This window comes from Streptomyces sp. NPDC046939 (assembly GCF_040644575.1).
Lineage (GTDB): Bacteria > Actinomycetota > Actinomycetes > Streptomycetales > Streptomycetaceae > Streptomyces.
Genome location: NZ_JBEYWV010000040.1, coordinates 18,628 through 31,791, shown reverse-complemented (window position 1 = coordinate 31,791; position 13,164 = coordinate 18,628). Strand labels below are relative to the sequence as shown.

At 69.0% G+C, this 13,164-nt stretch carries 11 protein-coding genes; 4 read left to right on the top strand and 7 right to left on the bottom strand.

Annotated elements, in window-relative coordinates; translation table 11 throughout:
• Positions 1-81: 81 nt before the first annotated feature.
• Positions 82-1,920: an acyl-CoA dehydrogenase gene (locus ABZ877_RS33555; protein ID WP_361079220.1), complete on the bottom strand. Its 1,839-nt coding sequence runs from the start codon at positions 1,918-1,920 to the stop codon at positions 82-84.
• A 227-nt stretch (positions 1,921-2,147) separates the two neighbouring features.
• Between ABZ877_RS33555 and ABZ877_RS33550 the strand changes: the two genes are divergently transcribed.
• Together ABZ877_RS33550 and ABZ877_RS33545 are read left to right on the top strand one after the other, a co-directional pair.
• Positions 2,148-2,609 (top strand): SseB family protein, encoded by a 462-nt coding sequence (locus ABZ877_RS33550; protein WP_361079218.1) that lies wholly within the window; start codon positions 2,148-2,150, stop codon positions 2,607-2,609.
• Between the two features lie 126 nt (positions 2,610-2,735).
• Positions 2,736-3,701: a pirin family protein gene (locus ABZ877_RS33545; RefSeq protein ID WP_361079215.1), complete on the top strand. Its 966-nt coding sequence runs from the start codon at positions 2,736-2,738 to the stop codon at positions 3,699-3,701.
• A 126-nt stretch (positions 3,702-3,827) separates the two neighbouring features.
• Here ABZ877_RS33545 and ABZ877_RS33540 read toward each other — a convergent pair whose 3' ends face one another.
• From ABZ877_RS33540 to ABZ877_RS33520, 5 genes are all read right to left on the bottom strand, one after another.
• Complete coding sequence (locus ABZ877_RS33540; protein WP_361079212.1) at positions 3,828-5,126, bottom strand: MFS transporter; 1,299 nt, start codon at positions 5,124-5,126, stop codon at positions 3,828-3,830.
• Between the two features lie 62 nt (positions 5,127-5,188).
• Positions 5,189-7,096: a carbamoyltransferase C-terminal domain-containing protein gene (locus ABZ877_RS33535; protein WP_361079209.1), complete on the bottom strand. Its 1,908-nt coding sequence runs from the start codon at positions 7,094-7,096 to the stop codon at positions 5,189-5,191.
• Positions 7,093-7,818, bottom strand: a complete 726-nt coding sequence (locus ABZ877_RS33530) for a hypothetical protein (RefSeq protein ID WP_361079207.1) — start codon at positions 7,816-7,818, stop codon at positions 7,093-7,095. The genes ABZ877_RS33535 and ABZ877_RS33530 overlap by 4 nt, the downstream gene beginning before the upstream one ends.
• Positions 7,811-8,545, bottom strand: a complete 735-nt coding sequence (locus ABZ877_RS33525; protein ID WP_361079204.1) for a hypothetical protein — start codon at positions 8,543-8,545, stop codon at positions 7,811-7,813. The genes ABZ877_RS33530 and ABZ877_RS33525 overlap by 8 nt, the downstream gene beginning before the upstream one ends.
• A gap of 70 nt (positions 8,546-8,615) precedes the next feature.
• Positions 8,616-8,930, bottom strand: coding sequence for a hypothetical protein (locus ABZ877_RS33520; RefSeq protein WP_361079201.1), 315 nt, complete (start codon positions 8,928-8,930; stop codon positions 8,616-8,618).
• Positions 8,931-9,102: 172 nt separating this feature from the next.
• On the opposite strand from ABZ877_RS33520, the gene ABZ877_RS33515 reads away from it, so the two are divergent.
• Complete coding sequence (locus ABZ877_RS33515) at positions 9,103-9,651, top strand: GNAT family N-acetyltransferase (protein WP_361079198.1); 549 nt, start codon at positions 9,103-9,105, stop codon at positions 9,649-9,651.
• 174 nt (positions 9,652-9,825) lie between these two features.
• Positions 9,826-10,944 carry an AI-2E family transporter gene (locus tag ABZ877_RS33510; RefSeq protein WP_361079195.1) on the top strand — a complete coding sequence of 373 codons (1,119 nt, stop codon included), beginning with the start codon at positions 9,826-9,828 and terminating at the stop codon, positions 10,942-10,944.
• Here the strand turns inward: ABZ877_RS33510 and ABZ877_RS33505 are convergent.
• Complete coding sequence (locus tag ABZ877_RS33505) at positions 10,851-13,043, bottom strand: SpoIIE family protein phosphatase (RefSeq protein ID WP_361079192.1); 2,193 nt, start codon at positions 13,041-13,043, stop codon at positions 10,851-10,853. The genes ABZ877_RS33510 and ABZ877_RS33505 overlap by 94 nt on opposite strands.
• Between the last annotated feature and the right edge of the window lie 121 nt (positions 13,044-13,164).

The following is a 13,164-nucleotide window of genomic DNA, read 5'->3' as shown; positions in this document are numbered from 1 at the left end:
TTGCGGACTAGGGACGCGCGCGAAGGCCCGTCGTTCCCGAGGGGGACGACGGGCCCGAGGCGTGATCCGGGTCGGCGGAGCCTAGAACGCCGCTTCGTCCAGGTCCATAACGTCCAGCCCCGACTCACTCGTCGCCTGCGCCAGTTTCCGCGCCCCGATGACCCCCGGCAGGACGTTCGCCGCGAAGAACTTGGCCGCCGCGATCTTGCCCTGGTAGAAGGGCACGTCCTTGCCGGAAGCCCCGGCCGCGAGCGCCTCGGCCGCCACCGCCGCGCCCTTCAGCAACAGGTAGCCGACGACGACGTCACCGGACGCCATAAGGAGCCGCGTCGTGTTCAGACCCACCTTGTAGATCGACTTGACGTCCTGCTCCGTGGCGGCCAGGTCCGTGAGCATGACGCCCACGATGGCCTCCAGCTCGACGGCCGCCTTGGCCAGGGACTCGCGCGCCCCGGCCAGCTCCTCCCCGCCCGTCTCGACCGCGAGGAACTTCTTGATCTCCTCGGCGAGCCCGTTCAGCGCGGCACCCTGATTGCGGACGATCTTGCGGAAGAAGAAGTCCTGGCCCTGGATGGCCGTCGTGCCCTCGTACAGCGTGTCGATCTTCGAGTCACGGATGTACTGCTCGATCGGGTACTCCTGGAGGAACCCGGAGCCGCCGAACGTCTGGAGGGACTGCGCGAGCTGCTCGTAGCCCTTCTCGGAGCCGTAGCCCTTGACGATGGGCAGGAGCAGGTCGTTGAGCGCGTGCTCGGCGGAAGCGTCCTCGCCGGCCGCCTCCTTGACCTGGATCGCGTCCTGGACGGAGGCCGTGTAGAGCACGAGGGAGCGCATGCCCTCGGCGTACGCCTTCTGCGTGAGCAGGGAGCGGCGGACGTCGGGGTGGTGCGTGATGGTGACCTTGGGCGCCGTCTTGTCCATGAACTTGGCGAGGTCGGGGCCCTGGACGCGCTCCTTGGCGTACTCAAGGGCGTTGAGGTAGCCGGTCGACAGCGTCGAGATCGCCTTCGTGCCGACCATCATGCGGGCGAACTCGATGATGCGGAACATCTGGCGGATGCCGTCGTGCTTGTCGCCGATCAGCCAGCCCTTGGCGGGGTGCTTGTCGCCGAAGGTCATCTCGCACGTGTTGGACGCCTTGAGGCCCATCTTGTGCTCGACGTTGGTCGCGTAGACGCCGTTGCGCGCGCCCAGCTCGCCGGTCTCCCAGTCGAACTCGAACTTCGGTACGAGGAAGAGGGAGAGGCCCTTCGTGCCGGGGCCGTGGCCCTCGGGGCGGGCGAGGACGTAGTGGAGGATGTTCTCCGACATGTCGTGCTCACCGGAGGTGATGAACCGCTTCACGCCCTCGATGTGCCAGGAGCCGTCGTCCTGCTGGACGGCCTTGGTGCGGCCGGCGCCGACGTCGGAACCGGCGTCCGGCTCGGTGAGGACCATCGTCGAGCCCCACTGCTTCTCGACGGCGATCTCGGCGACCTTCTTCTGCGCCTCGTTGCCCTCCTCGAAGAGGATGCCGGCGAACGCCGGGCCGGAGGAGTACATCCAGATCGCCGGGTTGGCGCCGAGGATCAGCTCGGCGTGGGCCCAGATGAGGGAGCGCGGCGCGGTGGTGCCGCCGATCTCCTCGGGCAGGCCGAGGCGCCAGTACTCGGCGTCCATGAACGCCTTGTAGGACTTCTTGAAGCTGGCCGGGATCGGCGCGGTGTTGGTCTCCGGGTCGAAGACCGGCGGGTTGCGGTCGGCGTCCGCGAAGGACTCGGCCAGGTCGTTCTCGGACAGCCGGGCGACCTCTTCGAGGATGCTCTTGGCCGTGTCGACGTCCATGTCCCCGAACGGGCCGGTGCCGTACAGCTTGTCGCGGCCGAGCACCTCGAAGAGGTTGAACTCGATGTCGCGGAGATTCGACTTGTAGTGCCCCATGGCGACGGCTCCGTAAAGGATCAGGGAGGTAGACCCGCGGCGTGGGGCCCGCTCGGTGCTCGGGCTCCGGGATCGTCCTCGTACGCGTACCAACTAGTAATCAACAGGATGCTACCCGCCGGTAATAAGACGCAACCCCTGACGCGTGAACTGTGACGAACGAGCCGTAAGTGGCTGGTTCCGCTGCCCGTCCCGCCGGTGCCCCGCCCCTCGGTAGGCTTTGCCCCATGTACGGATACGAGCAGCACGCAGGAGCTGCCGGCCAGAGCTACGCGCCGCCGCAGCAGGGCGGGTACGGGCAGCAGGCGCCGCCGCTGTACCCGGAGCCGTCGCCGCCCTCGCTCGCCGACGCGATCCGCGCGTTCACCACCGGCTCGATGTCCGCCGAGGACTTCCAGCAGATCTTCGCCACGTCGAAGGTCTACTGCCCGCGCGGCGACAATCCGGGCTTCCTCGCCCTGCACAACACGCAGCAGCCGGTGATCCCGATGTTCTCGACGCTCAAGGAGCTGCGCCGGTACGCGGGCAAGGAGTCGAAGTACTTCGTGATCACCGGCGCCGAGGTGATCGACCTGCTGCCCACCGGGTACGGCTTCGTCCTCGACATGGAGGGCGAGCACCGGATGGTCTTCGACGCGAAGGCCGTCGAGCAGATGGTCGACTTCGCCATGCGCCGTATGTACGGCTGATCCCGGCCATAGTCGGCCGCACCGGACGCCCGGAGGGAATTCCCTCCGGGCGTTCCGCGTTCTGGGTGGCAGAAAGTTCTACGTTCAACTAAAGTCGAGGCACGAGGACGCCAAGGAGGCCCCACCATGCCCGCTGTGACCGTCGAGAACCCGCTGACCCTGCCCCGTGTGGCCGCGCCGGCGGACGCCGTGGCGCGCCCCGTGCTCACCGTGACGACCGCCCCGACCGGCTTCGAGGGCGAGGGATTCCCGGTGCGCCGCGCGTTCGCCGGGATCAACTACCGCCACCTCGACCCGTTCATCATGATGGACCAGATGGGTGAGGTGGAGTACGCGCCGGGCGAGCCCAAGGGCACGCCCTGGCACCCGCACCGCGGCTTCGAGACCGTGACCTACATCATCGACGGCACCTTCATCCACCAGGACTCGCACGGCGGTGGCGGCACCATCACCAACGGCGACACGCAGTGGATGACGGCGGGCTCGGGCCTGCTCCACATCGAGGCGCCGCCGGAGTCCCTCGTCATGTCCGGCGGCCTCTTCCACGGTCTCCAGCTGTGGGTGAACCTGCCCGCCAAGGACAAGATGCAGAACCCGCGCTACCAGGACATCCGCGGTGGCCAGGTCAAGCTGCTCACCACCGCCGACGGCGGCGCGCTGCTCCGCGTCATCGCCGGTGAGTTCGACGGCCACGAGGGCCCCGGCATCACGCACACGCCGATCACGATGGTGCACGCCACCGTCCGCCCCGGCGCCGAGGCCGCCCTGCCCTGGCGCGAGGACTACAACGGGCTCGTGTACGTGCTCGCCGGGCGCGGCACCGTCGGCGCCGAGCGCCGTCCGATCCGCATGGGCCAGACCGCCGTCTTCGGCGCGGGCTCGTCGCTGACCGTACGGGCCGACGAGTCCCAGGACGGCAACACCCCGGACCTGGAGGTCGTCATCCTCGGCGGTCAGCCGATCCGTGAGCCCATGGCCCACTACGGCCCGTTCGTGATGAACACCAAGGCCGAGCTCCAGCAGGCCTTCGACGACTTCCAGGCGGGCCGCCTGGGCGTCATCCCGTCGAAGGAGCGCCTGCCGCACACGTAACCCACCCGTGTGCCGCACATGTGAACAAGCATGTGCGCCCCTTGGACCGACGGCCCGCCGACTCTGCACCCGGCGGGCCGTCATCCCTGTGTGCCCCCTGCTCACCGCCCGGCGAAACCTCGGATGTCAGGCGGTGACGGGTTCGGACTCCCGTACGGCCCTGGACCAGATCAACACGGCCGGGACCACCATGAGCAGTCCGATGCCCAGCAGGAGCGTGGCCGAGCTCAGCAGGATCCCCGCCACGCCGCCGATCGCGAGCCCCGCCGGTACGGCCGTCAGGTTGGCGGCACGGTAGGACGCTGTGGCCATGGGCCGCTCGACGTCCGTGATGGCCCGGGCCCTGAAGGTCTGGACACGGACCAGGACGACACCCGAGCAGAACTCGTCCAGGACGAATCCGGCGAGCACGAGCAGCAGCCCGCCGCCGCCCCCCACGTACGCACCCAGGCCGATCACCGTATAGGCGCCGACCGCACCGCATCCGAACAGGGAAGTGCCCCAGCCGCTGCGAAGCGTCGGCGGGAGCCGCTCGGCGACGTACGAACCCAGAACGGCGAACAGCACGGAGCAACTGCGGATGACGCCGTAGGTCGCCGCGGACAGAGGCGTCGTGTCGAGCAGTGCGATCAGCAGGACGGCTTCGATGACGCTCTGCCCGAAGTTGTACGACAGCGACCAGAACGAGATGGTGCGTATGGCCGGAGTCCGGAAGTTCACGGCCAGTCCCGCGCGGAGCGTGCTCTTCCTGGGCCGAGCCCCGTTCGCCGGGTCCTTCCCGGAAGGATCCGGTTCGCGAGCGTCCGCGCCTGTTGTGGCTCCCTTCGGTACGCGTACGCGCGGGATACGTGCCAGCAGCCCACAAGCTGCCAGTGCCAGGGCCGCGGCCGCACCGAACGTGGGAGCAAGGCCGAGGGCGGCGAGGCCCAGTCCGGTGACGAAGGGCGCTGCCGCGTCGGCGGAGGACTCGGCCATGCCGAGGCGCGCGTAGATCCTCGGTAGCGCCTCGTCGGCGAACGTCTGCGGGACGAGCACCTGTGTCGAGACGGCGGTCAGAACAGAACCGCAGGCCAGGGCGATGTTGGCCAGGCAGAAGATGCCGATGGCCACGCCGGAGGCGAAGGCGAGGCCAAGGGCCGCCAACGCGAAGGCCGCGACCCGGAGCAGCTCAGATCCGATCATGACGATGCGCTGGTCGAAGCGTTCGACGACCCGGGCCGCCGGGCCGGCCAGGAGTACCTGAGGAGCGAAGCGGCAGATGCCGAGCAGGGCGACGATCGTCGCGTTGGCGCCGAGGGCGTCCACCGCGACGAACGGCACCGAGAACTCGACAGCGGCGATGGCGAAGAACGAGAGGAAGTTGGCCACCGGCAGTGACGTCGCCAGTGAGTCACTCGTCTTCAGCGGATCAGTGGTGCTCGTCATCCGTCCTCAGGTATCCGTTCTGCGTCGTGGGCCGTGCGGCGGCCCACCGAAGTCGGCCATGCTCACGCCTCTTCCAGCACACCCGCGCGCAGGCACTCGATCACATCGGTGGCCGTCCCGTCGGTGACCGCGTTCTCCTGCTCCAGCAGGGCGACGAACAGATCGCGGGTGACGGGGACCTGGGCGTCCGGGTTGCTGAGCAGGTACCGGGCGCTCTCACCGGACCCGAACACCGCCATCACGGTCCCCTCCGCACGCCGGACCATGGTTTTCCTGGGCGGCGGGGAAGCGAACAGCCGGTCATCGGTGAGCAGGAAGCCGATGTCCGGGTGCCGGGCGAAGTCCAGCGCCTCCTTCGCCGACTCGATGATCGGCTGGGCCGGGCCGTTGAAGGAGGTGTTGACCAGGACCGGGATCCGACCCGCCTCCGCGATGCACGTGAGGATCTTGTGCAGTGCGGGGTTGTCGACCTCTGTCACCGTCTGCACGCGTGCCGATCCGTCGTCGTGCACGATCTCCTTCAGGACCCCTCGGTACTCCTCGCGCACCATGAAGTCGTAGTTCATGAACGGTGCGTCGTCGGGGCCGACGAAGTACGTCCGCAGGTCTTCTGCCCGGACCATGGGGGCGACCGGGCGCCACGGCTGCCTCCTCTTGATCCCGTTCAGCTTCGACTTGGCATCGTGACAGGCCACCGGGTGGCACAGGATCGACCTGTTCCCGAGCGCCCGTGGGCCGAACTCCGCCCGTCCCGCGTACCGAACCAGGATCTCCCCGTCCAGCAGTACATCGGCGGCACGACGGCTGAGGTCCGCTCCGCCGTGAGCGGCGGGTACGGAGTAGCCGTGACTCTCCGCCAGCTCGGGCGCAATCGGTTCGGCCGCGCGCCCCAGGAAGTCGGAGGTCACTTTCACCGAGCCCGCGGGGAGGTCCGCGGAGGTTCGTGCCCAGCCGAGGTAGGCGGCTCCGACCGAGATGCCCGCGTCGTGGGGGCACGAGGGAACGTAGAGGTTGCGCACCTGGGGCAGTGCGGCGATGGCGCTGTTGCCTGAGAGGTTCAGGAAGACACCGCCCGCGCAGCACAGGTCCGGTATCCCGCTGAGTTCGACGGCACGGGCGGCTTGCGCGACGATGAGCCGGTTGAACGCCTCCTGGACCGCTTGGGCGATGTCGGCGTTCTGCGTGATCTCCGTGGCCGCGTCGAGCAGCTGCCATCCGTTGCGCAGCCGTGGGACGTCCCCGGGGGCGATGATGTCGTCGGCGGTCAGTCGTGCCGGCTGCTCGTGGGGGAGCGCGGCGAGTGCCATGAGCTGACCGTGCGCGTGTTCCTTCCGGAACAGGAACCGGGCGACGTTGTCGTAGAGGCTCGCCTCGCTCTGCACGAACACATCCGGCTGGTTGTGCGGCCGGCTGAACGCCCGCTCGAGCAGCTGGAACCGGCCGTGACGGAACGCGTACATCGAGCGCATCTCGGTGTGTACCCGCGAGGACTCCAGGTCGGCGCGGCTCATGTCGCGGTAGTACGCCCGGAAGAACTCGCCGAACGGGAGACAGAAGTCCGCACCGTCCCAGGAGGAGGTGCCCGCGCTGTCCGAGACGAGCACCGTTGCCTCCGGGAACCCGGACGCGTACAGCGCCGACGCGGCGTGCGCCAGATGGTGTGAGACCACATGGTGGCGCTCGTCGTACGGGTCGAAGAGGTCAAAGGAGGCGGACACCAAGGGGCGCTGCAGTCCCACACCGGACGGGCCTGCTGCTTGGAAGGAGCTGACGATGACATCGACGTCGTCGAGGGTCAGGCCGGCGGTCGCCAGGACCTCTCGGACGGGGAGCCGGTTGGTCAGCGCCTCCTGGCCGTCGTACTTGCGACGGGTGACGCGTTCCTGCTGGATCGCCGCCAGCAGGACCCCGTCACGAACGACGGCGCAGGAGGACTCGTGGCCGCAGTGAATGCCCAGGGCGACGGTCATCGCTTGTAGTTCTCCAGGGGAGCGCCTTCGGGCATGAAACCGAACGTGAGGATGGAGACCTTCTCACCGTGGCTGATCGGCGTGCGGCTGTGTGCCTGCGTGCCGGCCAGGAAGATGACGACCTCACCGGGCTCCAGCTGGAACCTCTCCTTGCTGCCGTCCGCGTAGTGCATGTGCAGCGCAGACGGCTCCGCCGTCCCGGCGGGGATGTCGTGGGCGAGCATCATCAGCACGTTCAAGGAGAAGATGTCCGTGTCGATGTGCGGGATGATGCCCTGCCCGGCATCGCGGTAGTACAGGTAGCTCGCCACACCGGTGGCTTCCGCCTTCGGCACCACCGTGGCCACCAGATCAGCCAACTCCTGGCTCTTGGCGAGCCGGTTGGCGACAGGGCCTCCGTGGCCGAGGTAGTGCTCGTCGTAGGGCACCGCGGTCTCGCCGACGTGTGCCGATTCCTCGATCAGCGTGGTCAGCAACGCGTCGGTGAGAAAGGAGGGGCGCCCCCGGTACTGCACCCCGCGCGGGTCCGCCACGTCGTACGGGCAGAGCATCTCCAGCGCGTCGGTCACCGCCTTGCGGCCCGGGGCCGCGGCGGGCTCCTGAGCGGCTACCAGACGCCCGGCCGAAAGCCCCAGGATCAGTTTGAGATTCGCCTGCTCCGCCGGCGAAAGGTGCTCGTGCAGTCCGGCGAGGCGGCGACCCATGGTCGACGTGTTACTCATGCGTTCCCCCAAGGGTGCGGTAGCCGAAGGACACCAGGCGGATCGCCTCGTCGGCGGTGGTCCTGGTGCGCTGATGCGTGACACTGTCCGCGAAGAAGATGAGAGATTCCCCCGCCTTCAGGTGGAGGTGGATCGCGTCTTGCCCCGGCGGATGAAGAATGAGTTCGGAGCGTTGCCCGCTGCCCGCTCGGTGTTCGAGCATGGTGAGGATGTTCAGTGAGAACTCGTCCTTGTCGACATGCGGATCGATGCCGAGTCCGGGCTCGTCGTAGTAGAGGTAGTTCGCCCGCCGGGTCGGAGCGATCTCACCGACGTTCTCCGTGAGGAAACTCAGCACCATCGGAGAGAGCGAGATGTCCCTGGCCGTGGGGGCACCGGAGGCCACGTAGTGGTCCATGAACCGCTCGGCCGCCGGGCGGAAAGCACGGGATTCCTCATCGAGTGCGCTCAGGTCCGCATCGGACAGAAAAGGCGCCAGCCCGTAGTACACGATGCCGGTGGGGAATTTTTCCCGAGCCCCGGCGAGTAGTTTTGGCAACGTGCGCTGGGTGGTCCCCAGAGCGCTCCTACGGAGAGGTTCCGGAATTTTCTGGGCATGGCCGCTGAGTACACCACCAGCGGCCATGCTCAGGAGGAATTTCAGGTTCTCTCGCTCTGCGGCGGTCAAATCCGTCGACAGCTCCGACAACCGCTGTACCAATGCCGAAGTTTCCTCCGCATACGCCATCTTCAGATCCCCTGACCTTCCCCTTGACTACCTACTGCCGGGCCGACGGAGAAAGTCCGTCGACGCGCGCTTACTTCTCGCCGAAGCCCAGTTCCCCGGGAAGGCCGATGAGGCGATTCCGGATCTCTGGGGTGGCGGCCGCCGAGATCGGCTTCGCGAAGACGAACAGCGCCTCCTCGTTGCCCTTCTGCAGCTCCTGAAGGTGCTCGCTCGCCGAGGTCACGATGGAACTGAGCACGGCACGCTCGTCCACGGTGAGTTCGCCGGCCAGAACGCCCAGCTTTTCCGCCAGCGAGGGCAGGGCCGCCTCAAGTGCGGCCGCGTCCAGTTCGGCGTCAAGCAGAATATCGGGATTCTGGGTGGTTACTTCCGTTTCGTTCGCCATCCTTGTGCCTCCCAAGTGGGCTTAAGTGCCCGTTTTTCTTGCTCGAACCTTGCTCGGTTGAACAAGTCAAAAAGGTAACAGCGCTGAATCTTTCACCAAAGAGGGCCTTGTGGAGGCGGGCAGTGAGAATGGCCGATGGGGCGCTCTTGTCACCGATGGTTAGGATCGTCGCATGCCTGAGAAAAATCGCTGGCCGGCTGCCGCTCCGTTGGAGTCTGAGCGTGTGCAACTGGAACCGTTGAGGATCGAGCATGCCGCAGAAGCTGCGCCTGTCCTCAACGATGTCCGTTTGCATAAATGGATCGGTGGCATGCCACCCACGGAGGAGGAACTTGAGCAGCGCTACCGTCGGCAGGTCGTCGGCCACTCGCCCGACGGACGGCATGGTTGGCTGAATTGGATGTTGCGAGAACGGGCCACCGGACAGTTGATCGGCACCGTGCAGGCAACGCTCTACCCGGCCGGACCGGACCGCGTCGAAGCCGAACTCGCCTGGACCGTCGGCCACGACTTCCAGGGCGTCGGCTACGCCAAGGAGAGTGCCCTGGCCATGGCGCACTGGGTGCGCGCGCAGGGAGTCTCCGGGTGTGTGGCGCACGTGCACCCCGATCACCTCGCGTCGGCAGGCATCGCAGCGGCCGTCGGCATGAGACCGACCGACGAAGTGCAGGACGGCGAAGTCCTCTGGGCCGACTTCGAACTGAGTGAGCGTCACCGGTAAAACACGCGGGGCAGCCGACGCTGCCTTGCCGCACCCGTGACCAGCCCGTGTGCCCTCGCATCGACGGCCCGCCGACTCTGCACCCGGCGGGCCGTCACCCATATGTGTCCCCTTGCTCACCCGCCCGGGTCCGCCCGGGAGGTGGGCGGCGCCCGGTCATGATCGTCTGTCCGGGTGCCGACCCGTCAGCATCTCCTCCCCGAACCCGCCCGCCGCGTCGCCGCCTGGTGCACGGTGGCCCTGCTCGTCGCCGGGGTCGCCTGGGTCGGGATCCGGCTCTGCGTCGAACTCAAGACAGCCGTCGTGCCGGTCCTGCTCGCGCTGCTCGGCACCGCCCTGCTGCGCCCCGTCTACCTCGCCCTGCGCCGCGCCAAGGTGCAGCAGTCCCTCGCCTCCGGGCTGACCTGCGCGCTCATCCTGATCGTCGTCGGCGGCGCCGGATACATCGTGGTCGCCGCGCTCATCGACACCGGCGACCAGATCGTGGCCTCGGTGAAGACGGCCGCCAACGACCTCTCCGACCGGTTCGGCACCGGCGCCGTCGACTTCGACCACCTCGCCGACAGCGCCCAGGACCTGCTCAAGAAGTACGGGGGCAGCGCCGCGTCCGGCGTCATCAGCGGGCTCAGCGTCGTCGGCGAGGTCGTCGCCATGGCGGTCCTGGCCCTGCTGCTCTGCTTCTTCTTCCTGCGCGACGCGGGCCGCTTCCGCCAGGCCCTGCGCCAGGCCGCGCCCGCCAGCGGCGAGACCCTGGAGGCCATCGCCCGCCGCTCCTTCGACTCCATCGCAGGCTTCATGCGCGGCACCACGCTCATCGCCCTCATCGACGCCACCTGCATCGGCGTCGGCCTGCTCATCCTGCGCGTCCCCGGCGCGGTCGGCCTCGCCGCGCTCGTCTTCGTCGGCGCCTACATCCCCTACCTCGGCGCCTTCATCTCCGGCGCCGTCTCCGTGCTCGTCGCCCTCGCGGACCGGGGATTCGTCATCGCGCTCTGGGCGCTCGGCGTGGTGCTCGCGGTGCAGGTGCTCGAAGGGCACGTCCTCCAGCCCATGATCCAGTCGCGCACCGTGCAGATGCACCCGGCAGTGGTGCTGCTCGCGATCACCGGCGGCGCCTCCGTCGCCGGAATCCTCGGGATGCTGCTCGCGGTGCCGCTGACGGCGGCCGCGTTCGGCATCGTCAACGAGCTGCGGGGGCGTTACGGGAACGGTGGCGGCGGCGTTTCACGTGAAACAGCCGCCTCCCCGGCCGCACCCTCCGGCGGCTCGTCCGTGGCGCCCGACGGCTCGTAGAGCTCGAACCAGATGCACTTGCCCTCGCCCTGCGGATCGACGCCCCAGCGCTCGGCGAGCAGCTCCATCAGGACCAGGCCGCGGCCCGACGAGGCCAGCTCCCCCGGCCTGCGCTTGTGCGGCAGGTTGTCCGAGGCGTCCGCGACCTCCACCCGCAGCCGCCGCGGGCCGTCTCCCTCCTTGGCGACCTCGGCGACGAGCAGGGCGTCGCCGTCGGTGTGCACCAGGACATTGGTGACCATCTCGGAGACGAGCAGCTCCGCCGAGTCGACCTGGTCGTCGTCGGCCCAGTCGTGCAGCAGCTCGCGCAGTTGCCGGCGGGCGGCGGCGATCCGCTCCGGCTCGGCCTGCGCGATCGTCATCGCCGTGCGACGGCCGGTCGAGGGCTTGCCCGCCCGGGCCGTACGCCGCAGGAGCAGCAGCGCTATGTCGTCCTCGCGGCGATCGACGAGCGGGCCGGTCGTGTGGTGCGAGGACGGCCCGTGCACGGCCTGGACGAGGGCGTCCGCCAGCTCCTCCAGGGAATCGGCGGGGCCCGTCTCCAGCGTCTTGCGCACCCGGATCCAGCCCGTGTCGAGATCGTGCCCACCGGTCTCCAGCAGGCCGTCGGTGCACAGAAGCAGGGTCTCGCCGGGCTCCAGGACCATCCGGGTGGTGGGGTAGTCGGCGTCCGGGTCGATGCCGAGCGGGAGCCCGCCGTCGGTGGGCCGCATCATGACCGTGCCGTCGGCCATCCGTATCGCCGGGTCCGGGTGGCCGGCGCGGGCGATCTCCAGGACGCCGGTCGCCGGATCGGCCTCGACGTAGAGGCAGGTCGCGAAGCGCAGGTCGTCCGGGTCGCCGCCGCCCACGGTGTCGCCGATGCCGTTCAGGAAGCGGGAGGCGCGGGAGAGGACCGCGTCGGGGCGGTGCCCCTCGGAGGCGTAGGCGCGCAGGGCGATGCGGAGCTGGCCCATGAGACCGGCCGCCCGCACGTCGTGGCCCTGCACGTCGCCGATGACCAGGGCGACCCGGTTCCCGCCGGGCAGCGGGATGATGTCGTACCAGTCGCCGCCGACCTGGAGGCCGCCGCCGGTCGGCACATAGCGGGCCGCGATGCCGATGCCGGGGATCGCGGGGCCCAGGTTCGGCAGCATCGACTTCTGCAGGCCGTCCGTCAGCTCCCGCTCCGACTCGGCGACCCCGGCCCGCGACAGGGCCTGCGCCAGCATCCGCGCGACCGTCGTCAGGACCGAACGCTCGTCGGGCGTGAACGACACCGGGTAGGCGAAGCCCGCCATCCACGCGCCGATCGTCCGGCCCGCGACGATGAGCGGCAGGAACGCCCACGACTTCCGGCGGAACCGGGCGGCCAGCGGCCAGGCCGCCGGATAGCGCTTCTGGTACTCGTCAGGCGACGACAGATAGACGGCGCGCCCGGTCCGGCAGACCTCGGCCGCCGGATAGTCCGTCGACAGCTCCATGTCGGTGAAGGGCTCCTCGGAGCCCGCCTGCTGCCCGTAGTGCCCGATGACGGTGAGGCGGTCGCCGGTCACGCCGAACACCGCGAGGCCCTCCGGGGAGAAGCCGGGCATCGACAGACCCGCGGCGACCCGCAGCACCTCCTCCGTCGAGCCCGCCTCGGCGAGCGCGCGGCCTGCGTCGAGCAGGAACGCCTCGCGGGAGCGGCGCCAGTCGCCGGTGACGGGGGCGCGGGCGGCGGCGCCCGGCGGTGGCTCGGAGACCTCCTGGAGCGTGCCGATCAGCTCGTAGGAGTCCGGACTCTCACCGGTCATCACGGGCTTGGAGCGGCTGCGCACCGTACGGATGACGTGCCCGTGCTCGTCCATGACGCGCAGCCGGGCCTCGGCGAGGGTGCCCTCGGCGACGGCGAGCTGGACGATGCCGTCGATCTCGTTCCAGTCGACCGGGTGGAAGCGGGCCCTGGCGCCCGCCTCCGTCAGGCTGACCGGACGCCCGTCCGGCGACGGCATCCCGATCAGCCGGGCGGCCTCCACGTCGAACGTGACCAGGCCCGCCCGGTTGTCCCACCGCCACAGGCCGGTAGCGAGAGCGGCGAGGACGTCCTCCACCGGAGGGAGGGGCTCACCAGTGCGCATGGCCCCACTCTAAGAAGAGCTGATCGCAAACGGCCACCGAGGATATTTGGCGGCCGATCCTGAGGCGGCCGGTACCCTTGGGGGAACCGGGCTGTCACCCCGGAACCCCGAAACGCGAAGG